Annotated in this window: 19 protein-coding genes and 1 pseudogene; 10 read left to right on the top strand and 10 right to left on the bottom strand. The window is 56.2% G+C overall.

The genetic code is table 11. The features are described 5' to 3' along the window. Positions 1-8 precede the first annotated feature (8 nt). The 9 genes and pseudogenes from ACOTZD_RS16265 to ACOTZD_RS16225 form a co-directional block, all read right to left on the bottom strand. Positions 9-755: a 4'-phosphopantetheinyl transferase family protein gene (locus ACOTZD_RS16265; RefSeq protein ID WP_003861145.1), complete on the bottom strand. Its 747-nt coding sequence runs from the start codon at positions 753-755 to the stop codon at positions 9-11. Positions 756-877: 122 nt separating this feature from the next. Next, the gene (gene yidZ, locus ACOTZD_RS16260; protein WP_022652106.1) at positions 878-1849 is read right to left on the bottom strand and encodes an HTH-type transcriptional regulator YidZ; all 972 of its coding nucleotides are present in this window, start codon (positions 1847-1849) and stop codon (positions 878-880) included. Beyond that, positions 1818-2993 (bottom strand): MFS transporter, encoded by a 1176-nt coding sequence (locus ACOTZD_RS16255; protein WP_003861141.1) that lies wholly within the window; start codon positions 2991-2993, stop codon positions 1818-1820. The genes yidZ and ACOTZD_RS16255 overlap by 32 nt, the downstream gene beginning before the upstream one ends. A 111-nt stretch (positions 2994-3104) precedes the next feature. Then, positions 3105-4469, bottom strand: a complete 1365-nt coding sequence (gene mnmE / locus ACOTZD_RS16250; protein WP_015570136.1) for a tRNA uridine-5-carboxymethylaminomethyl(34) synthesis GTPase MnmE — start codon at positions 4467-4469, stop codon at positions 3105-3107. A 72-nt stretch (positions 4470-4541) separates the two neighbouring features. Then, positions 4542-6185, bottom strand: a complete 1644-nt coding sequence (gene yidC / locus ACOTZD_RS16245; protein WP_003861138.1) for a membrane protein insertase YidC — start codon at positions 6183-6185, stop codon at positions 4542-4544. 2 nt (positions 6186-6187) lie between these two features. After that, a complete protein-coding gene (gene yidD, locus ACOTZD_RS16240) occupies positions 6188-6445 on the bottom strand; it encodes a membrane protein insertion efficiency factor YidD (protein WP_001307474.1) in 258 nt (85 codons plus the stop codon). Then, positions 6409-6768 carry a ribonuclease P protein component gene (rnpA, locus tag ACOTZD_RS16235; protein WP_003861126.1) on the bottom strand — a complete coding sequence of 120 codons (360 nt, stop codon included), beginning with the start codon at positions 6766-6768 and terminating at the stop codon, positions 6409-6411. The genes yidD and rnpA overlap by 37 nt, the downstream gene beginning before the upstream one ends. Before the next feature lie 16 nt (positions 6769-6784). Then, on the bottom strand, positions 6785-6925 hold the full coding sequence (rpmH, locus tag ACOTZD_RS16230; protein ID WP_000831330.1) for a 50S ribosomal protein L34: 141 nt from the start codon (positions 6923-6925) through the stop codon (positions 6785-6787). A 228-nt stretch (positions 6926-7153) separates the two neighbouring features. Next, positions 7154-7204 (bottom strand): annotated as a pseudogene (locus ACOTZD_RS16225) (hypothetical protein); the annotation flags it as partial. Positions 7205-7562: 358 nt separating this feature from the next. Here ACOTZD_RS16225 and dnaA point away from each other — a divergent pair. The 4 genes from dnaA to gyrB are packed head-to-tail and all read left to right on the top strand — an operon-like array spanning position 7563 to position 13575. Next, complete coding sequence (gene dnaA / locus ACOTZD_RS16220) at positions 7563-8957, top strand: chromosomal replication initiator protein DnaA (protein WP_003861124.1); 1395 nt, start codon at positions 7563-7565, stop codon at positions 8955-8957. Between the two features lie 4 nt (positions 8958-8961). Then, positions 8962-10062: a DNA polymerase III subunit beta gene (gene dnaN, locus ACOTZD_RS16215; protein WP_003861122.1), complete on the top strand. Its 1101-nt coding sequence runs from the start codon at positions 8962-8964 to the stop codon at positions 10060-10062. Beyond that, positions 10062-11135, top strand: coding sequence for a DNA replication/repair protein RecF (gene recF / locus ACOTZD_RS16210; protein WP_003861121.1), 1074 nt, complete (start codon positions 10062-10064; stop codon positions 11133-11135). The genes dnaN and recF overlap by 1 nt, the downstream gene beginning before the upstream one ends. Positions 11136-11163: 28 nt before the next feature. Further along, a complete protein-coding gene (gene gyrB, locus ACOTZD_RS16205; RefSeq protein WP_045336045.1) occupies positions 11164-13575 on the top strand; it encodes a DNA topoisomerase (ATP-hydrolyzing) subunit B in 2412 nt (803 codons plus the stop codon). A gap of 33 nt (positions 13576-13608) precedes the next feature. Here gyrB and ACOTZD_RS16200 read toward each other — a convergent pair whose 3' ends face one another. After that, positions 13609-14544 (bottom strand): LysR family transcriptional regulator, encoded by a 936-nt coding sequence (locus ACOTZD_RS16200; RefSeq protein WP_003861115.1) that lies wholly within the window; start codon positions 14542-14544, stop codon positions 13609-13611. A 113-nt stretch (positions 14545-14657) separates the two neighbouring features. Between ACOTZD_RS16200 and ACOTZD_RS16195 the strand changes: the two genes are divergently transcribed. The 6 genes from ACOTZD_RS16195 to dgoD all read left to right on the top strand — a co-directional run bounded on the left by ACOTZD_RS16195 (position 14658) and on the right by dgoD (position 20146). Next, positions 14658-15683 carry a zinc-dependent alcohol dehydrogenase family protein gene (locus tag ACOTZD_RS16195; protein ID WP_023323911.1) on the top strand — a complete coding sequence of 342 codons (1026 nt, stop codon included), beginning with the start codon at positions 14658-14660 and terminating at the stop codon, positions 15681-15683. A gap of 113 nt (positions 15684-15796) precedes the next feature. After that, positions 15797-16609 carry a sugar-phosphatase gene (gene yidA / locus ACOTZD_RS16190; RefSeq protein ID WP_421636338.1) on the top strand — a complete coding sequence of 271 codons (813 nt, stop codon included), beginning with the start codon at positions 15797-15799 and terminating at the stop codon, positions 16607-16609. Between the two features lie 226 nt (positions 16610-16835). Further along, positions 16836-17525 carry a D-galactonate utilization transcriptional regulator DgoR gene (dgoR, locus tag ACOTZD_RS16185; protein ID WP_003861109.1) on the top strand — a complete coding sequence of 230 codons (690 nt, stop codon included), beginning with the start codon at positions 16836-16838 and terminating at the stop codon, positions 17523-17525. Further along, positions 17522-18400, top strand: a complete 879-nt coding sequence (locus tag ACOTZD_RS16180; RefSeq protein WP_003861107.1) for a 2-dehydro-3-deoxygalactonokinase — start codon at positions 17522-17524, stop codon at positions 18398-18400. The genes dgoR and ACOTZD_RS16180 overlap by 4 nt, the downstream gene beginning before the upstream one ends. Then, positions 18384-19001 (top strand): 2-dehydro-3-deoxy-6-phosphogalactonate aldolase, encoded by a 618-nt coding sequence (locus ACOTZD_RS16175; protein ID WP_003861105.1) that lies wholly within the window; start codon positions 18384-18386, stop codon positions 18999-19001. Before ACOTZD_RS16180 ends, ACOTZD_RS16175 begins: the two co-directional genes overlap by 17 nt. Then, complete coding sequence (dgoD, locus tag ACOTZD_RS16170; protein WP_174402163.1) at positions 18998-20146, top strand: galactonate dehydratase; 1149 nt, start codon at positions 18998-19000, stop codon at positions 20144-20146. Before ACOTZD_RS16175 ends, dgoD begins: the two co-directional genes overlap by 4 nt. Positions 20147-20228 lie beyond the last annotated feature (82 nt).

Raw genomic sequence — 20228 nt, 5'->3', positions numbered from 1 at the left:
TGGACGGATCAGCTATGGGTGTATGCTTTTTCTGCCGGTAAACTGGTTAATCGCATCAGGCGCGCGGCGGGCTCGTTGGCGCGCTCAGGGACATCCGGAAGACTACGCCAACCGCGAATACTGTCAAATTCCCAGATTTTCAGCCGTTCGATGGCGGGGCTCACCGCAACGGACCAGATCAGTACGTCCTCAGCGTCGCTGAGCGCCTCTACCAGCGAGGCTTTTGTCGCGCGCAGGCGTCCGGAGCCGGGGAGCAGCTGTAACAGGCTGGCGTCGTCTGACGCCGCGCCGTTCAGTTTGCGGATGCTCTGGCGAAGGGTGATGAGCTGCGCTCTGGCTTCAACAGGGTCGTTCTGGTTACGTATCCACAGCTTTTCATTGCTGGAGAGCGGGTATTCATCGAGCGCGTTAGCACCATGGAAGCTACGCGTGACGCGTTGCAGCTCCATATCCAGGCCACAATCACCTTCAGTCGTCAGCGCGACGCCAACAATGTTGCCGGTGTACGCAATGGAAAAATGGGGGAGTGCCGGGTCCGCAAAAACCGGGCGACCTTCTGGCTGGGTGAGTATGTCCGGTAGTTCGCTAGTGCCGTAGAGCATAAAAAGCAGTTCTGCGAGGAGCGCTCTGGAAGCTAAAAACCGCGTCCTGCGGTGTTCAGGTAGTTTGAGCGCCTCACTGTGACAGGCTGAAGAAAGTCTGGCCGATACGAGATGCCCTTCCGTTAATGTTCCTCGTGCAAAGTGCGTAGCCATTTTTCGCTCCTTGATAATGGTCGTAGTCGGTTAAACGGTTACATGATTATCGCTTAACTTAGCTTCTGTTTTAATCAGTAAATGGAAATAAGAGAAGCCTGAGCACCGAACTTTACATTATCTTAGGCAAAAACCTGATCTGGTGCGGTATACAGCGCTTTAATCGTCTCACGCAGCCAGAGGATTTTCGGATTATGGCTGTTCCGTTTATGCCAGATCAGCGTGAAGGGTACGGTGAGCTTTTCTGCCTGCGCCTCATCGATGGGAATGGGCAGACAGACCAGATTACGCTGGTGGAGTTGATTGTAGTGATGGCAGTAGTGCGGCGCAGTGGCTATGTAGTTGTGATCCGGCTGGGCCGCCATAAACATCGACTGTTCAAAACCGGGCAAACTCATGGCGATGTTACGCTCCCGGCCCATCTCCCTTAGCACCTCGTCGAGCGCCCAGGTGTCACTGCGTTCCCAGAAGATGCTGATATGCGGGTAGCGCAGAAACGTCTCCAGATCCCACGCTTCCTGGAGCGCGGGATGATCCTCGCGCAAATACACGCACGGACGGTCACTGAACAGGATTTCGTAGTCGATAAACCACGGCATCAGCTTTAGCAGTTCGCGCGAGCGAGGGTGCGTTTCACGCCCGGTGAAGCCCAGATCCACTTCTCCGCGCGTAATGGCGTCCAGCGAATCGTAATCCCATTGCCGCAGCTTCACCGTCGCCTGTGGGTAGCGCTCGTTCACCTGCTCCAGCAGGGTATTAAAGCGGATCAGCATCAGCGGTGTTTCGGCGGCGAGCACAAACTTAAGCCCGCCTGGAGAGCTATGGTGGAATTTATCGAGGATCTGATTGCCAATCTGCATCCAGTCGGCCAAATCCTGTTCCAGACTCACCGTCAGAGGCGTGGGCAGTAGCCCTAAAGGCGTTTTCACAAACAGCGGATCGTCGAACCAGTCGCGCAGCTTCGCCAGCGATTTACTCACCGCGGACGGCGTCACGTTCATCCGCTTCGCGGCTTTGGTGACGCTGCGCTCCTGCAACAAAAGTTGCAGGCAAAGTAAAAGATTAAGATCGAGACTGCTGATGGGCTTCTTCATAGTGCGCCGCGGGCTGGATGACCATAAGTAAGGTAATGCAGAGTATGCTACAGCCAATCAGAACCCCGATCAGCATATTCAGCGCGTTAAGGCCGATCACCGCCGCCAGCCAAATCCATAGCGAAGAACCGCAGACCTGCGCAATGCCCAGCACCGAGCTGGCCACGCCTGCCCGCAGCGAGAAGGGGCCAAGCGCCTGACTCATCGCCACACCAAAGCCGACGGAGAATCCGGCGCAGATCAGAGTAATGCCCACCAGCATTACAGCGTGTGAGGTGGCGGTCGCCAGGATCACGCCTGCGGCGAGAAACAGCGTCTGTGAGGTGAGCATCAGCGTGCGCTGGCGGAAGATGTTGAGCGCAAAGGGCGTTGAGAATGAAACCGCCATGCTCACCATCGCGGTTAGCGCCATCACCGTCGAATACTCACCGCGATCGAAGCCCATCGTCTCCATCAGCAACACCGGGGAAACGTTTACATAGGTGAGGATCACCGCCACGCTAAGCGTGGTGATTGCCAGCCGACTCAGGAAAAAGCGATTCACCAGCTTTTCAGCCGGATGGAGGGTTGCGGTGTGATATGGCTGTTGCGAACCGGGATGGGTCTCTTTCAGCACCGTCACGGACAGGATAAAGACGATGGCGCCCATGGCTGCCATGGTCCAGAAAAGACTCTGCCACGGAAATTTAAGCATAATCAGGTAGCCTACAACCGGTGCCAGCACCGGGATGATGCAGGTAATGCCGTTAAGCATCGACAGCACCTTGGCGCGGCGCTGGGCGCTCAAGGTATCGCGCAGAATGGCAAAGGCCACCACGTAACAGCCGCCTGCGCCAATGCCCTGGATAAAACGTCCTGACAGGAACATTGTGCTTTCCTGAGCCACTGAACAGAGTACTGATGCCAGCGCAAAGATAACTGCACCCGTAATCGCGACGGGCTGGCGGCCTGCTTTATCCGCGATTTTCCCGGCAAATACCATCGACGACGCCATTCCCGCGAGGTAGGCCGAAAACGCGATGTGCAGTTGCGCCTCGCTGGCACCCAGATCGCGGGCAATATGCGGTAGCCCCACCAGATACATATCAATGCCGGACGGATAAAGCAGAACTAATGCGAAACTACAAAACAGAAAACGCGCCATAAACCCCCCATAGATGCAGGCATGCAGGATAGGGGGTGAAAGGGGATTAGGCGAGTTGCCATTTGGACAATGGTGATTTCCCTGGAGGAAATCACCCTGTATTAACGTGAATTACTTACCAATGCAGAAGCTCGAGAAAATCCGTCCAAGCAGATCGTCCGACGTAAACTCCCCGGTGATCTCGCTCAGATTCTGTTGCGCCAGACGCAGCTCTTCCGCCAGCAGTTCACCGGCCCACGCGCCGATCAGCTGGGCTTTACCCTGCTCAAGGTGGCGAGCCGCCTCTTCCAGCGCCTGCAAGTGACGACGACGCGCCAGGAAGCCACCCTCCATGCTGGTGTCGAACCCCATGCTCTGTTTGAGATGGCTACGCAGGGCTTCCACGCCTTCACCGGTACGGGCCGACAGGCGAATAAGTGAGTGACCATTCACATCGCTGATGCCCAGCGTTTCGCCGGTCACGTCGGCCTTATTGCGCACCACGGTGATCGGCAGTTTAGCCGGGAGACGGGCGATAAAGTCTGGCCAGATTTCAGCCGGGTCAACGGCGTCGGTTGTGGTGCCGTCCACCATAAACAGCACGCGGTCGGCCTGCTCGATCTCCTGCCAGGCGCGTTCGATACCGATACGCTCGACTTCATCGCTCGCATCGCGCAGGCCAGCGGTGTCGATGATGTGCAGCGGCATTCCGTCGATGTGGATATGCTCGCGCAGCACGTCGCGGGTGGTGCCGGCTATGTCGGTGACGATCGCCGCTTCACGGCCCGCCAGGGCGTTCAGCAGGCTCGATTTCCCGGCGTTGGGGCGTCCGGCAATGACCACCTTCATGCCTTCACGCAGCAGGCTGCCCTGGCGCGCTTCGGCGCGGACGGCATCGAGATCGTTCATCACCTGGTTGAGCTGAGCTTCAATTTTACCGTCTGAGAGGAAGTCGATCTCCTCGTCCGGGAAGTCGATAGCCGCTTCGACATAGATTCGCAGGTGAGTAAGTGCTTCCACAAGGTGATTCACGCGTGCGGAAAACGCGCCCTGCAACGAGTTCAGCGCGGAGCGGGCCGCCTGTTCGGAGCTGGCGTCGATCAGATCAGCAATCGCCTCGGCCTGCGCCAGGTCGAGCTTATCGTTGAGGAAAGCACGCTCGGAGAACTCACCCGGCTTCGCAATGCGCAGGCCAGGCAGGGTCAGAATACGTTTTAACAGCAGGTCGAGGATCACCGGGCCGCCGTGGCCCTGAAGTTCCAGCACATCTTCGCCGGTAAAGGAGTTTGGGCCGGGGAACCACAGCGCGATGCCCTGGTCCAGCGGTGTGCCGTCAGCATCTTTAAACGGCAGATAATCAGCGTAGCGCGGCTTTGGCAGTTTACCCAGCACCGCTTCGGCCACCTCACGCGCCTTCAGGCCGGAGATACGCAGAATGCCTACACCACCGCGTCCCGGTGGGGTTGCCTGGGCGACGATAGTGTCGTTATGGCTCATGGTTGCTCTCGTTCAATACAAATAAAAAAGGCGGTCAATCGACCGCCCTTATTTTAGCGTTAAGTTACCGAATCAGGACTTTTTCTTTTCGCGGCTATGCAGGCCACGTTTTTCCAGACCACGGTAAATCAGCTGCTGCTGGATGATGGTCACCAGGTTGCTGACGATATAGTACAGCACCAGACCTGACGGGAACCACAGGAAGAACACGGTGAAGATGACCGGCATAAAGGTCATGATCTTCTGCTGCATCGGGTCGGTCACGGTGGTCGGAGACATCTTCTGAATGAAGAACATCGTCACGCCCATCAGGATCGGCAGGATGTAGTACGGGTCCTGTGCGGACAGGTCATGGATCCACAGGGCGAACGGCGCGTGGCGCAGCTCAACGGAACCCATCAGCATGTAGTACAGCGCAAGGAAGATTGGCATCTGAATCAGCAGCGGGAAGCAACCACCCAGTGGGTTCACTTTCTCTGCTTTATACAGGGCCATCATCTCCTGGCTCTGACGCTGTTTGTCATCGCCCAGACGCTCACGCATAGCCTGAATCTTCGGCTGTAGCATACGCATCTTCGCCATGGAGGTGTACTGCGCTTTAGTCAGCGGGTACATGATGCCACGAACGATAAAGGTGATAACGATGATGGAGAAGCCCCAGTTACCCAGGAAGCTGTGAATGAACTTCAGCAGCTTAAACAGCGGCTGAGAGATGAACCACAACCAACCGTAATCCACGGTCAGATCCAGGTGCGGCGCAACGGCAGCCATTTTGTCCTGGATTTCCGGGCCGACCCACAGGGTGCTTGCCAGTTTACCGGTTTGACCCGGCTGCACCAGAACCGGCTGAGATTTGTAGCCGATGGCTGCAATACCGTTGCCGAGGTTCGCGGTGTAGAAGTTGTTCGTACCGTCGTTATTCGGTACCCACGCCGTCGCGAAATACTGTTGCAGCATTGCGACCCAACCGCCTTTAGAGCTGACGTTCAGGTTTTCGTTATCGGCAATGGTGTCGAATTTGTATTTCTCGTACTTGGTATCTGGCGTGGAGTAAGCCGCGCCACGGAAGGTATGCAGCGCAAAGTTGCTGCTTCCGGTATCACGGTGAGACGGCAGATTGATGGACTGCTTCAGCTGACCAAAGGTAGAGATTTCCAGCGGTTTCGCACCGGCGTTCTGTACGCTGTAGCCCACGTTCACCGCATACTCACCGCGTTTCAGGGTGAAGGTTTTGGTGAAGGTGTTGCCTGCCGCGTCGGTGTAGGTCATCGGGATAACCAGTTCGTTCTGACCATCAGCCAGTACAAACGTGTCATTCTCGACGTTATACAGTGGACGCGCACCGTTAGCCGGATTATCCGGGCCATCACGACCGGTCAGGCCGCTCTGCGCCTGGTAGATAAATTCAGGCGTGGTTTCCAGTAACTGGAACGGTTCGGTAGACTTCAGTTCTTTCGGGTAGGTCAACAGCAGCGCCTGCTCAACATCACCACCACGGGTGTTGATAGTCAGCTCAAGCACATCGGTCTTAACCGTAATCTGTTTCCCCTGGCCACTGGCCGGTACGCCCTGGTCGGCGGCGCTACCCGCTGCGGTGGTCGTGGTCTGCGTGGTCTGCTGCTGGGGTTGAGGATTTTTATCCTGCTCCCATGCCTGCCAGATCATGAAAGACACGAACAACAAAGCGATGATAAGAAGATTGCGTTGCGAATCCATCGTTAGTGTTCTCTGGTATCAAAAGGTCCTGGAGGGACGGGGTCGTCTCCACCTGGGTGTAAAGGGTGGCATTTTAATACGCGTTTCACCGTCAACCAACTGCCTTTTATCACTCCAAACCTGCGCAATGCCTCAATTCCGTAGCTTGAGCATGTTGGCGTGAAACGGCAGTGTGGCCCGAGTAGCGGACTAATCAGGCGTTGATAGACCCGAATGAGGGCTATCAGGACCCGCGAGCCAGGCGACAGTGGCGGCGCCATAATTTTTCCAACGCTTCCGAGAGAGCACGGTTATCGAGGTCGGCAACCCCTTTTTTCGCCACCACCACGAAATCCATTGAAGGCAGTTCGTGCTGACGTAAACGGAAACTTTCACGCGTCAGACGTTTAATCCGGTTGCGTTCATGCGCACGCTTAACGTTTTTCTTGGCGACTGTGAGACCGATGCGGGGATGCCCCAGCGAATTTTGGCGGCCGAGGATGGTGATTTGCGGCGTGCCAGCCCGTTGTGGCTGCTGGAAGACGAAAGTGAAATGAGTGGGAGTTAACAAACGTAACTCCCTGGGAAATGCGAGCTTAACCACTCAGGGGTTAGCTTTATTACTTGGAAACGGTCAGACGAGCGCGGCCTTTAGCACGACGACGTGCCAGAACCTGACGACCATTTTTAGTAGCCATACGAGCACGGAAGCCGTGAGAACGGTTGCGCTTCAGTACAGACGGTTGAAAAGTGCGTTTCATGGCGATTTCTACCTAAACTTGAATAAATTCACTGACTTTTGCGTATACCCGAACGAGATTCGAACGACTAACGCCTCAGCGTGGGTGATTAAAGAGGCCGGATTGTAATAATTGTACACTCCGGAGTCAATTCTCTTTCCTTATTTCCCGCGTATTTCCGCACGATTTCGCGTGGAAAATGAGCAACGGACGACGCAGGAAGATGAGCATCACGCGCCGGGTCGAGGATTATACGGGCTCGCCAACAAAGCGCAAGGATCGTCCCGGATCTTCGTTAGATCATTTAAGCCAAAAATTGTCTGTGCTCATTAAATTTTCCAATATGCGGCCTAAATCGCGAGGCACTCGCGTCAGGATCGTTTACACTTACCCGATTCCGGATCTTCCTGTGGATAAATCGGGAAGAATCTGTGAGAAACAGAAGATCTCTGGCTAAGTTTAGGCTATGATCCGCGGTCCCGATCGGGATCCAGCGATCCTGGTCGGGCATAAACACAACATCGTTCAGGCTGTATCAACGATAGCGTGTATAACCGCAGATAGCGGTTCGCACATCACCCTGATGGGGTCATGTCGATGTGCGCCAACAATCATGAATATTCAATAGTTTTCTTTTTTTGTTCGAGTGGAGTCCGCCGTGTCACTTTCGCTTTGGCAGCAGTGTCTTGCCCGATTGCAGGATGAGTTACCAGCCACAGAATTCAGTATGTGGATCCGCCCGTTGCAGGCGGAACTGAGCGATAACACGCTGGCTTTGTATGCGCCAAACCGTTTCGTGCTCGATTGGGTAAGGGATAAATACCTTAATAACATCAATGGACTGCTGAATGATTTCTGCGGGTCAGATGCCCCACAGCTGCGTTTTGAAGTGGGCACAAAGCCGGTCACCCAAACCGTTCGTGAAGTTGTCAATGTGGCAGCCCCTGCACAGGCGGCGCCCGCTCCAGCGCCTCGCGTTGCACCGGCTCGTCAGGGCTGGGATAACGTTCCGGCCCCCGCTGAGCCTACCTACCGCTCTAACGTTAACGTGAAACACACGTTCGATAACTTCGTTGAAGGTAAGTCGAACCAGCTGGCGCGCGCGGCGGCTCGCCAGGTTGCCGATAACCCCGGTGGCGCTTACAACCCGCTGTTCCTGTATGGCGGCACGGGTCTCGGTAAAACGCACCTGTTGCATGCGGTGGGCAACGGCATTATGGCGCGTAAGCCCAATGCCAAAGTAGTGTATATGCACTCCGAACGCTTCGTTCAGGACATGGTAAAAGCCCTGCAAAACAATGCGATCGAAGAGTTTAAACGCTACTACCGTTCCGTTGATGCGCTGCTGATCGATGACATTCAGTTCTTTGCCAATAAAGAACGATCGCAGGAAGAGTTTTTCCATACCTTTAACGCCCTGCTGGAAGGTAATCAGCAGATCATTCTGACCTCGGATCGTTATCCAAAAGAGATCAACGGCGTTGAAGATCGTCTCAAATCCCGCTTCGGCTGGGGCCTGACCGTGGCGATCGAGCCGCCGGAGCTGGAAACCCGCGTCGCGATCCTGATGAAAAAAGCCGACGAGAACGACATTCGCCTGCCGGGTGAAGTGGCGTTCTTTATTGCCAAGCGCCTGCGTTCCAACGTGCGTGAGCTGGAAGGGGCGCTGAACCGCGTTATCGCTAACGCCAACTTCACCGGTCGTGCGATCACCATCGATTTTGTGCGTGAAGCACTGCGCGATTTATTGGCTTTGCAGGAAAAACTGGTCACTATCGACAATATTCAGAAGACGGTGGCTGAGTACTACAAGATCAAAGTGGCAGATTTACTGTCTAAACGTCGTTCCCGCTCGGTGGCGCGTCCGCGTCAGATGGCGATGGCGCTGGCAAAAGAGCTCACCAACCACAGCCTGCCGGAAATCGGTGATGCGTTTGGTGGCCGTGACCATACGACCGTGCTGCACGCTTGTCGCAAGATCGAGCAGCTACGCGAAGAAAGCCACGACATAAAAGAAGATTTTTCCAATTTAATCAGAACATTATCATCGTGACGCTATGAAATTTACCGTTGAACGTGAACATTTATTAAAACCGCTGCAACAGGTGAGTGGCCCATTAGGCGGCCGCCCTACGCTGCCTATTCTTGGAAACCTGCTGCTTCAGGTCGCGGACGGTACGCTGTCGCTGACCGGCACAGATCTGGAAATGGAAATGATCGCGCGCGTTACGCTGACTCAGCCGCACGACGCGGGCGCGACCACGGTTCCGGCACGTAAATTCTTTGATATTTGCCGCGGGCTGCCGGAAGGCGCTGAAATCGCCGTGCAGCTGGAGGGCGACCGCATGCTGGTGCGCTCTGGCCGCAGCCGTTTCTCCCTCTCCACGCTGCCCGCTGCGGACTTCCCGAACCTGGATGACTGGCAGAGCGAAGTTGAATTTACCCTGCCGCAGGCGACGATGAAGCGTCTGATTGAAGCCACGCAGTTCTCCATGGCGCATCAGGACGTTCGTTACTACTTAAACGGCATGCTGTTCGAAACCGAAGGTGAAGAGCTGCGTACCGTGGCGACCGACGGTCACCGTCTGGCGGTCTGTTCCATGCCGATTGGCGATTCACTGCCAAACCATTCGGTGATCGTACCGCGTAAAGGCGTAATTGAACTGATGCGCATGCTCGACGGCGGCGATACCCCACTGCGCGTGCAGATTGGCAGCAACAATATTCGTGCCCACGTGGGCGATTTTGTCTTCACATCGAAGCTGGTAGACGGTCGTTTCCCGGATTATCGCCGCGTATTGCCGAAGAATCCGGACAAAACGCTGGAGGCGGGTTGCGACATCCTCAAGCAGGCGTTTGCGCGTGCCGCTATTCTCTCGAACGAGAAATTCCGCGGCGTACGTCTGTACGTGAGTGAAAACCAGATCAAAATCACCGCCAACAACCCGGAGCAGGAAGAGGCAGAAGAGATTCTGGACGTCACCTACGCCGGGGCTGAGATGGAAATCGGCTTCAACGTCAGCTACGTGCTGGATGTGCTGAATGCACTGAAATGCGAGAACGTTCGCATCCTGCTGACTGACTCCGTTTCGAGCGTACAGATTGAAGATGCCGCATCACAGTCGGCTGCTTATGTTGTTATGCCAATGAGACTGTAATGTCGCTCACCCGTCTGTTGATCCGCGACTTTCGCAATATCGAAAGCGCGGATCTCGCTTTATCCCCTGGCTTTAACTTCCTGGTTGGCGCGAACGGCAGCGGCAAAACCAGCGTGCTGGAAGCCATCTATACGCTCGGCCACGGCCGGGCGTTTCGCAGTTTGCAGATTGGTCGCGTGATTCGCCACGAGCAGGATTCTTTTGTTCTGCACGGGCGTTTGCAGGGAGAGGAGCGAGAGACCGCCATCGGCCTGACCAAAGATAAGCAGGGTGACAGCAAGGTGCGCATCGACGGCACCGATGGCCACAAGGTGGCGGAGCTGGCGCTGCTGATGCCGATGCAGCTGATTACGCCCGAGGGGTTTACTTTACTCAACGGCGGCCCCAAATACAGAAGAGCGTTCCTCGACTGGGGATGCTTTCACAATGAAGCCGGTTTCTTTAACGCCTGGAGCAACCTGAAGCGTCTGCTTAAACAGCGTAACGCCGCATTGCGCCAGGTCACGCGCTACGCCCAGCTACGTCCGTGGGACATGGAACTCATCCCTCTAGCGGAACAAATCAGCCGCTGGCGTGCCGAATACAGCGCAGGTATCGCCGAAGACATGGCCGACACCTGCAAACAGTTTTTACCCGAGTTCTCTCTCACCTTCTCTTTCCAGCGTGGCTGGGAAAAAGAGACGGACTATGCCGAGGTGTTAGAGAGAAGCTTCGAGCGCGATCGCATGTTGACCTACACCGCGCACGGCCCGCACAAGGCGGATTTCCGCATTCGTGCCGACGGTGCGCCGGTGGAAGACACGCTGTCGCGCGGGCAGCTGAAGCTCCTGATGTGTGCGCTGCGCCTGGCGCAGGGGGAGTTCCTCACCCGCGAAAGTGGGCGACGCTGCCTGTACCTGATAGATGATTTTGCCTCGGAACTTGACGACGCGCGGCGCGGGCTGCTTGCCAGCCGCCTGAAAGCCACGCAGTCGCAGGTTTTCGTCAGCGCCATTAGCGCTGAACACGTTATGGACATGTCGGACGAAAATTCGAAGATGTTTACCGTGGAAAAGGGTAAAATAACGGATTAACCCAAGTTGAAATGAGCGAGAAACGTTGATGTCGAATTCTTATGACTCCTCCAGTATCAAAGTCCTGAAAGGGCTGGATGCGGTGCGTAAGCGCCCGGGTATGTATATCGGCGACACGGATGACGGCACCGGTCTGCACCACATGGTATTCGAGGTGGTAGATAACGCTATCGACGAAGCGCTCGCGGGTCACTGTAAAGACATCGTGGTCACGATCCATGCGGACAACTCCGTGTCCGTTACCGATGACGGTCGTGGCATCCCAACCGGTATTCACCCGGAAGAGGGCGTCTCCGCGGCGGAAGTCATCATGACCGTTCTGCACGCAGGCGGTAAGTTCGATGATAACTCCTATAAAGTTTCCGGCGGTCTGCACGGCGTAGGCGTATCCGTAGTAAACGCCCTGTCGCAGAAGCTGGAGCTGGTTATCCAGCGCGAAGGCAAAATTCACCGTCAGATCTACCAGCACGGCGTGCCTGAAGCGCCGCTGGCCGTCACGGGTGATACCGAGAAAACCGGTACCATGGTGCGTTTCTGGCCGAGCCTTGAAACCTTCACCAACGTCACCGAATTCGAGTACGACATTCTGGCGAAACGCCTGCGTGAACTGTCGTTCCTGAACTCCGGCGTGTCGATTCGTCTGCGCGACAAACGCGACAACAAAGAAGACCACTTCCATTACGAAGGTGGTATCAAGGCGTTCGTTGAGTATCTGAACAAGAACAAAACGCCAATTCACCCGAATATCTTCTACTTCTCTACTGAAAAAGACGGTATCGGCGTGGAAGTGGCCTTGCAGTGGAACGACGGTTTCCAGGAAAACATTTACTGCTTCACCAACAACATTCCACAGCGCGACGGCGGTACGCACCTTGCGGGCTTCCGCGCGGCGATGACTCGTACCCTGAACGCTTACATGGACAAAGAAGGCTACAGCAAAAAAGCGAAAGTCAGCGCCACCGGTGACGATGCCCGTGAAGGCCTGATTGCCGTGGTCTCCGTGAAGGTGCCGGATCCGAAGTTCTCCTCACAGACCAAAGACAAGCTGGTCTCTTCTGAGGTGAAATCGGCGGTTGAACAGCAGATGAACGAACTGCTGAGCGAATACCTGCTGGAAAACCCGTCCGACGCGAAAATCGTGGTGGGTAAAATTATCGATGCGGCGCGTGCCCGTGAAGCGGCGCGTAAAGCGCGTGAAATGACCCGTCGTAAAGGCGCGCTGGACCTGGCAGGCCTGCCGGGCAAACTGGCTGACTGTCAGGAACGCGACCCGGCGCTGTCTGAACTGTACCTTGTGGAAGGGGACTCCGCGGGCGGTTCTGCAAAGCAGGGCCGTAACCGCAAGAACCAGGCGATTCTGCCGCTGAAGGGTAAAATCCTCAACGTTGAGAAAGCGCGCTTCGACAAGATGCTTTCTTCTCAGGAAGTGGCGACGCTCATCACCGCGCTCGGCTGCGGCATTGGTCGCGACGAGTACAACCCGGACAAACTGCGTTATCACAGCATCATCATCATGACCGATGCGGACGTCGACGGCTCGCACATCCGTACGCTGCTGTTGACCTTCTTCTATCGTCAGATGCCGGAAATCGTTGAGCGCGGCCACGTCTACATTGCGCAGCCACCGCTGTACAAGGTGAAAAAAGGCAAGCAGGAACAGTACATTAAAGATGACGACGCGATGGATCAGTACCAAATCGCGATCGCCCTTGATGGTGCGACCCTGCACGCAAACTCCAGCGCGCCAGCGCTGGCCGGTGAGCCGCTGGAGCGTCTGGTTTCCGAGTTCAACGCCACGCAGAAAATGATTGGCCGTATGGAGCGTCGCTATCCGAAAGCGCTGCTGAAAGAGCTGATTTATCAGCCGACCCTGACCGAAGCCGATCTGAGCAACGAGCAGAACGTCACCCGCTGGGTGAACACCCTGGTGAGCGAGCTGAACGAGAAAGAGCAGCACGGCAGCCAGTGGAAGTTCGACGTTCAGCAGAACGCTGAGCAGCAGTTCGAGCCGATTGTTCGCGTGCGTACCCACGGCGTCGATACCGACTACCCGCTGGAGCACGAGTTTGTTACCGGTCCGGAATACCGCCGTATCTGCACCCTCGGCGAGAAGCTGCGTGGTCTGATCGAAGACGACGCGTTTATCGAACGTGGCGAACGTCGTCAGCCGGTAGCCAGCTTCGAACAGGCGCTGGAGTGGCTGGTGAAAGAGTCCCGTCGTGGCCTCTCTATTCAGCGTTATAAAGGCCTAGGCGAAATGAACCCGGATCAGCTGTGGGAAACCACCATGGATCCGGAAAGCCGTCGCATGCTGCGCGTCACCGTTAAAGACGCGATTGCAGCGGATCAGCTGTTCACGACCCTGATGGGCGATGCGGTTGAACCACGTCGCGCCTTCATCGAAGAGAACGCCCTGAAAGCGGCGAATATCGATATTTAATCGTCGCTTTACGACAACATAACTGGCCGCGCTTTAGCGCGGCTTTTTTATGGACGCAGGAAACTCCAGCGACATCACTGCCGGTAAACGTTTGACCAGCATATCTATGGCAATTCTTACCCTTAGCGGCAGGTGTGGCGTCTGCTGCCAGACGGCATGAACGTCGAAGCGTACATCCGGGGCCTGCTTAAAGAGCGGGACAAGATTTCCCTGATGAATTTCTTTGATGACCATCCAGCAGGGTAACCATGCAATACCGTGGCCGGCCAGCGCCGCGTCGCAGATCGCCTGCAAATCATCCATATTGAGGGATGAGCGGGGAATAAACGTGCGCGACGTGCCATCGTAATCCATCAGCTGCCAGGGTAAGACTCTGCCCGCACGCGTGTAGTTAATGGCCGTATACTGGCGTAAATCATCAACGCTTTGCGGCTGGCCATTCTTAATCAGATAATCCGGCGCGGCACACAGAACCATTCGGTGCACTCCCAGCCTTCTGGCGACCAGCACGGCGCTGTCAGCCAGGGTGCCATTGCGCACCGCCATATCAAACCCTTCTTCCACAAGATCCACGATGCGGTCGCTAAAGGACATTTCAAGCTCAAGCCCGGGATGCTCCTGCGCCAGCTCTATTAGCAGCGGGGCGATACACTGGCGACCAAACAGCACCGGCATGGCAACACGCAGCCGACCGCTGACCTGATGTTTTCCGGTTTCAAGCTGCGATTCAGCGCCACGGATCTCTTCCAGCGCGCGCAGGCAGCGTTCATAAAAAAGCGCGCCGTTATCGGTCAGCCTCTGGCTGCGGGTGGTCCGATGAAACAGACGAACCCCCAGCCTCTCTTCAAGACGAGCAATGCTTTTTCCTACCGCCGAGCGCGACAAATGCAGACGGACGGCGGCCTGGGCAAAACTTCCTGCCTCAACGGAGGCAACGAAAACGGGAATATCTTTCAGCGTATCGGTCATGGATGAATTGTATCAATTTGGTCATCAATGAAGGGAAAACTTATCGCCACTGGTGACGCTGAGTCAACGGTAGACTGTCAGAACTGAAAATCATCTGATGACAGGAGAAAAAAATGACAGCAACAATGCAACGCTGGTCAATGGATGCCCTTGGTCGTGAAAGCCTCAGGCTCGTTCAGGAGCCTGTTCCACAGCCAGGCCCGGGAGAGGTCCGCGTACGGGTTAATGCCGTTGCGCTCAACTACCGGGATAAAATGGTGATTGAAGGCACGATGCCGATTCCGCTTTCCTTCCCGTTTACCCCAGCATCTGACATGGCAGGCGTGGTGGACAGCATCGGTGAAGGCGTTACGCGTTTCAAACCCGGCGCACGCGTCATCTCAACCTTCTTCCCGGAATGGATCGACGGCAAGCCGCAGGCAGACGCGCGCGATTTGCCCTATAAAACGTCCGGTGGATACTTCCAGGGCATGCTGGCCGAATATGTGATTGTGAGTGAAAACGCGCTGGTGGCGTCCCCGGAAAGCCTGGATGACGCTGAGGCCAGTACGCTTCCTTGCGCGGGGCTTACCGCATGGTTCGCGCTGGTGGAGCGCGGTCATTTACGCGCCGGGCAATCGGTGCTGGTACAAGGGACGGGCGGTGTGGCGCTATTCGCTTTGCAGATAGCAAAAGCGCACGGCGCAGAGGTGTTTGTCTCCTCGGGAAGTGATGAAAAACTGGCGCGGGCCAAAAAGCTGGGGGCCAGCCAGGGCATCAACCGACTGAAAGGCGACTGGGCTGAAAATACGCTGGCACTGACGCAGGATCGCGGCATCGACCATATTATCGAAACCGTGGGTGGGGAGAACCTGAGACATTCCCTGCGCGCCGTTGCCGTTCATGGGCGGATATCGGTCATTGGCGTGCTGGCCGGGACAGAAATTTCTCTGCCTGCAAGCGAGCTGTTGCTGAAATCCCCCGTCATTCAGGGGATTGGGGTTGGACACCGCCGGGCGCTGGAAGATTTTGTCCGTGCTGTTGATGTCACGGAGTTAAAACCGGTGATTGAGCATCGCTACCGCTTTGACGAGCTGGAACAGGCGCTTGAGCATCTGGATCGCGGTGCGTTTGGCAAAATCGTTCTCACCCGCGAGTGAGTTCCCGTTCCCGGAATAAACGTAAAAGGGGCTTTTTGTTGCGCAAGGTAGCTCTATTTTTGTGTGCTTAATCGCGTTAGCATGAGGTAGCACTCATTTATCCCGGGGACCCCATGGCCATCAAACTCATTGCAATCGATATGGACGGCACGCTGCTGCTGCCAGACCACACTATCTCTCCTGTCGTTAAAAATGCGATCGCCGCCGCACGCGAAAAAGGCGTGAATGTGGTGCTCACCACCGGACGCCCGTATGCCGGGGTGCACAGTTACCTGAAAGAGCTGCACATGAACCAGCCTGGCGATTACTGCATCACCTATAACGGCGCGCTGGTGCAAAAGGCAGCCGATGGCAGCACGGTGGCGCAAACGGCACTGAGCTATGATGACTACCGGTTCCTGGAAAAACTCTCCCGCGACGTGGGCTCTCACTTCCACGCGCTCGATCGCAATACGCTTTACACCGCCAACCGCGATATCAGCTACTACACGGTGCACGAGTCCTACGTTGCAACCATTCCACTGGTGTTCTGTGAAGCGGAGAAAATGGATCCGGCGACACAGTTCCTGAAAGTGATGATGATTGATGAACCTGCGGTTCTCGACAAAGCCATTTCACGCATTCCGGCTGAGGTAAAAGAGAAATACACCGTACTGAAAAGTGCGCCGTACTTCCTCGAAATTCTCGATAAACGCGTCAATAAAGGCACGGGCGTCAAATCGCTTGCCGATGCGCTGGGCATCAAGCCTGAGGAGATCATGGCGCTGGGCGACCAGGAAAACGATATTGCGATGATCGAATATGCTGGCATGGGCGTGGCGATGGATAACGCCATCCCGTCGGTAAAAGAAGTGGCGAACTTCGTGACCAAATCTAACCTGGAAGACGGCGTTGCCTGGGCGATCGAGAAATTTGTCCTCTCCTAGCAGCTGTCTGTAATCATCAGCCTCGGTTATCTACCGGGGCTTTTTTTGGCCCTGAATTTATCGAATTGTTCTTTTTGTGATCTGGATTGTAGTACAACATTAACTGATTGTACTACATTGTCACCACGGCAAAGACGAAAGGCCTCACGTTTGTACTGCAAAAGTGAGGCGAAATTCAGCGGTCGCGGTAAAGTAGTGATGGACTTACAGAGCACAAGGACTCTCCATGACACTCAATAAAACCGATCGCATTGTCATCACGCTGGGCACTCAGATTGTGGGTGGCAAATACGTTCCCGGTTCGCCGCTGCCAGCAGAGGCGGAACTGTGCGAGGAGTTTGAAACCTCGCGCAACATCATCCGGGAAGTGTTCCGCTCGCTGATGGCGAAGCGGCTGATTGAAATGAAGCGCTATCGCGGCGCGTTTGTGGCGCCGCGTAACCAGTGGAACTACCTCGATACCGATGTTCTGCAATGGGTACTGGAAAACGACTACGACCCACGGCTTATCGGCGCGATGAGCGAAGTCCGAAATCTGGTGGAACCGGCCATTGCCCGCTGGGCGGCAGAGCGCGCAACGTCAGGTGACCTGGCACAGATTGAGTCGGCTTTAAACGACATGATCGCCAATAACCAGAATCGGGAGGCGTTCAACGAGGCGGACATTCGCTACCACGAGGCGGTATTGCAGTCGGTGCATAACCCGGTGTTACAGCAGCTTAGCGTGGCGATCAGCTCGCTACAGCGAGCAGTATTTGAACGTACCTGGATGGGCGATGAGGCCAACATGCCGAAAACGCTTCAGGAACATAAAGCGCTGTTCGATGCGATACGGCATCAGGACGGCGATGCGGCAGAGCAGGCGGCGCTGACCATGATCGCCAGCTCGACACGAAGGTTGAAGGAAATCACATGACATCACGCTACATCGCAATTGACTGGGGATCGACCAATCTGCGCGCCTGGCTCTACCAGGGTGAGCAGTGCCTGGAAAGCAGGCAATCAGAAGCAGGTGTGACGCGCCTGAACGGTAAATCCCCAGCAGCGGTGTTAGCAGAGGTGACACAAAACTGGCGCGACGGTACTACGCCAGTGGTGATGGCCGGAATGGTCGGCAGTAACGTAGGCTGGAAGGTTGCGCCTTATCTGTCGGTTCCGGTGCATTTCACTGCCGTTGGCGAGCAGTTAACGTCCGTTGGCGACAATGTCTGGATTATCCCCGGTTTATGCGTCTCTCGCGACGATAACCATAACGTGATGCGCGGTGAAGAGACGCAACTGCTCGGGGCGCGCACGCTTTCTCCTTCTTCTGTCTACGTCATGCCCGGGACGCACTGCAAATGGGTCCAGGCGGATGCTGAGCAAATTCATGACTTTCGCACCGTGATGACCGGCGAATTGCACCACTTGCTGCTTAAGCATTCGCTGGTGGGGGCCGGTTTGCCGGAGCAGACCCCTTCGCCGGAAGCGTTTGCCGCCGGGCTTGAGCGCGGGATCGCATCCCCTGCCGTTTTGCCGCAACTTTTTGAGGTTCGCGCCTCGCACGTGCTGGGAAATCTTCCGCGCGAACAGGTCAGCGAATTTCTGTCCGGCCTGCTGATTGGCGCAGAGGTCGCCACTCTGAGCGACGCGTTCGCCGGGCAGCAGGCCATCACGCTCGTCGCGGGTTCATCGCTGACGTCTCGTTACCGCCAGGCGTTCCACGCTATCGGACGGGATGTTGCTGCGGTGGAAGGCGACACGGCATTTCAGGCAGGCATAAGGAGCATCGCTCATGCAGTGGCAAACTGAACTTCCCCTGATCGCGATTTTGCGCGGTATCACGCCCGGTGAGGCCTTAGCGCACGTTGGCGCGGTGATCGACGCCGGGTTCGACGCGGTGGAAATCCCGCTCAACTCCCCGGAGTGGGAAAAAAGCATTCCGGCAATTGTGAAGGCGTTTGGTGATAAGGCGCTGATTGGCGCTGGCACCGTATTACAGCCGGAGCAGGTGGATGAACTGGCGAAGATGGGCTGCAAGCTTATCGTCACACCGAATATCAACCCCGAGGTGATCCGCCGGGCGGTGGAGTACGGCATGACCGTTTGCCCGGGTTGCGCCACGGCTACAGAAGCCTTTGCCGCCCTCGATGCAGGCGCACAGTCTCTCAAAATTTTCCCGTCGTCGGCCTTTGGTCCGGATTACATCAAAGCGCTGAAAGCGGTCTTACCCGCCAGCGTGCCGGTCTTTGCCGTGGGCGGCGTCACGCCGGAAAACCTGGTGCAGTGGATAAAAGCGGGCTGTGTGGGCGCCGGGCTGGGCAGCGATCTCTATCGTGCCGGACAGCCCGTTGAGCGTACCGCACAGCAGGCGGCAGCATTTGTGAAAGCGTATCGAGAGGCAGTGCAATGAAAATAATCAAACTCACCACGTACCGTTTACCCCCGCGTTGGATGTTCCTGAAAATCGAAACCGACGAAGGCGTGGTTGGCTGGGGCGAGCCGGTGATTGAAGGCCGTGCGCGCACCGTTGAAGCCGCGGTTCACGAGCTGGGCGAATACCTGATTGGCCAGGATCCGGCGCGCATCAACGACCTGTGGCAGGTCATGTACCGGGCGGGATTTTACCGTGGCGGTCCGATCCTGATGAGCGCCATCGCCGGTATTGATCAGGCGCTGTGGGATATCAAAGGCAAAGTGCTGAATGCCCCGGTCTGGCAATTAATGGGCGGCCTGGTGCGCGACAAAATCAAAGCCTACAGCTGGGTGGGCGGTGACCGCCCTGCGGAAGTGATCGACGGTATCCGGCAACTGCGCAACATCGGTTTTGACACCTTCAAACTCAACGGCTGCGAAGAGATGGGCGTTATCGACAACTCGCGCGCGGTAGACCGGGCGGTGAATACCGTGGCGCAAATCCGTGAGGCTTTCGGCAACGAGATTGAGTTTGGCCTGGATTTCCACGGCCGCGTCAGCGCGCCAATGGCCAAAGTGCTGATTAAAGAGCTGGAGCCGTATCGCCCGCTGTTTATCGAAGAGCCGGTGCTGGCCGAGCAGGCGGAATACTATCCGAAACTGGCTGAACAGACGCACATTCCCATCGCGGCGGGTGAACGCATGTTCTCGCGCTTCGAGTTTAAACGCGTGCTGGAAGCGGGCGGCATTGCGATCCTGCAACCGGACCTCTCCCACGCGGGTGGCATCACCGAATGCTACAAAATTGCCGGAATGGCAGAAGCCTACGATGTGGCGCTGGCCCCGCACTGTCCGCTTGGGCCAATTGCGCTTGCGGCCTGTCTGCACGTCGACTTCGTCTCGCGCAATGCGGTGTTCCAGGAACAAAGCATGGGCATTCACTATAACAAGGGCGCGGAGCTGCTCGACTTTGTGAAAAACAAGGAAGACTTCAGCATGGAAGGCGGTTTCTTTAAACCGTTAACGAAGCCGGGCCTTGGCGTGGAGATCGACGAAGCCAAAGTCATTGAGCTGAGTAAAAGTGCGCCGGACTGGCGTAACCCACTGTGGCGTCATGAAGACGGTTCCGTAGCCGAGTGGTAAATGCGCGTCATACTTCGCGCTGGTGATGCGTTGGCTGCGTTTTCTTACCCCGGTCACATACTTTTGTATGCTCCCGGGGATG

This window comes from Enterobacter cloacae complex sp. SHL022 (genome assembly GCF_049237785.1).
Classification (GTDB): Bacteria; Pseudomonadota; Gammaproteobacteria; order Enterobacterales; family Enterobacteriaceae; genus Enterobacter; species Enterobacter hormaechei_C.
Note: the sequence above shows the minus strand (reverse complement) of the source record. Positions and strands in the feature narration are given on the sequence as shown.

Excerpts from the sequence above, each read along its gene's own strand:
- ACOTZD_RS16265 (WP_003861145.1), bottom strand. The coding sequence starts at position 755 with ATGGCTACGCACTTTGCACGAGGAACATTAACGGAAGGGCATCTCGTA.
- yidZ (WP_022652106.1), bottom strand. The coding sequence starts at position 1,849 with ATGAAGAAGCCCATCAGCAGTCTCGATCTTAATCTTTTACTTTGCCTG.
- ACOTZD_RS16255 (WP_003861141.1), bottom strand. The coding sequence starts at position 2,993 with ATGGCGCGTTTTCTGTTTTGTAGTTTCGCATTAGTTCTGCTTTATCCG.
- mnmE (WP_015570136.1), bottom strand. The coding sequence starts at position 4,469 with ATGAGCCATAACGACACTATCGTCGCCCAGGCAACCCCACCGGGACGC.
- yidC (WP_003861138.1), bottom strand. The coding sequence starts at position 6,185 with ATGGATTCGCAACGCAATCTTCTTATCATCGCTTTGTTGTTCGTGTCT.
- yidD (WP_001307474.1), bottom strand. The coding sequence starts at position 6,445 with ATGGCGCCGCCACTGTCGCCTGGCTCGCGGGTCCTGATAGCCCTCATT.
- rpmH (WP_000831330.1), bottom strand. The coding sequence starts at position 6,925 with ATGAAACGCACTTTTCAACCGTCTGTACTGAAGCGCAACCGTTCTCAC.
- dnaN (WP_003861122.1), top strand. The coding sequence starts at position 8,962 with ATGAAATTTACCGTTGAACGTGAACATTTATTAAAACCGCTGCAACAG.
- recF (WP_003861121.1), top strand. The coding sequence starts at position 10,062 with ATGTCGCTCACCCGTCTGTTGATCCGCGACTTTCGCAATATCGAAAGC.
- gyrB (WP_045336045.1), top strand. The coding sequence starts at position 11,164 with ATGTCGAATTCTTATGACTCCTCCAGTATCAAAGTCCTGAAAGGGCTG.
- ACOTZD_RS16200 (WP_003861115.1), bottom strand. The coding sequence starts at position 14,544 with ATGACCGATACGCTGAAAGATATTCCCGTTTTCGTTGCCTCCGTTGAG.
- ACOTZD_RS16195 (WP_023323911.1), top strand. The coding sequence starts at position 14,658 with ATGACAGCAACAATGCAACGCTGGTCAATGGATGCCCTTGGTCGTGAA.
- yidA (WP_421636338.1), top strand. The coding sequence starts at position 15,797 with ATGGCCATCAAACTCATTGCAATCGATATGGACGGCACGCTGCTGCTG.
- dgoR (WP_003861109.1), top strand. The coding sequence starts at position 16,836 with ATGACACTCAATAAAACCGATCGCATTGTCATCACGCTGGGCACTCAG.
- ACOTZD_RS16180 (WP_003861107.1), top strand. The coding sequence starts at position 17,522 with ATGACATCACGCTACATCGCAATTGACTGGGGATCGACCAATCTGCGC.
- ACOTZD_RS16175 (WP_003861105.1), top strand. The coding sequence starts at position 18,384 with ATGCAGTGGCAAACTGAACTTCCCCTGATCGCGATTTTGCGCGGTATC.
- dgoD (WP_174402163.1), top strand. The coding sequence starts at position 18,998 with ATGAAAATAATCAAACTCACCACGTACCGTTTACCCCCGCGTTGGATG.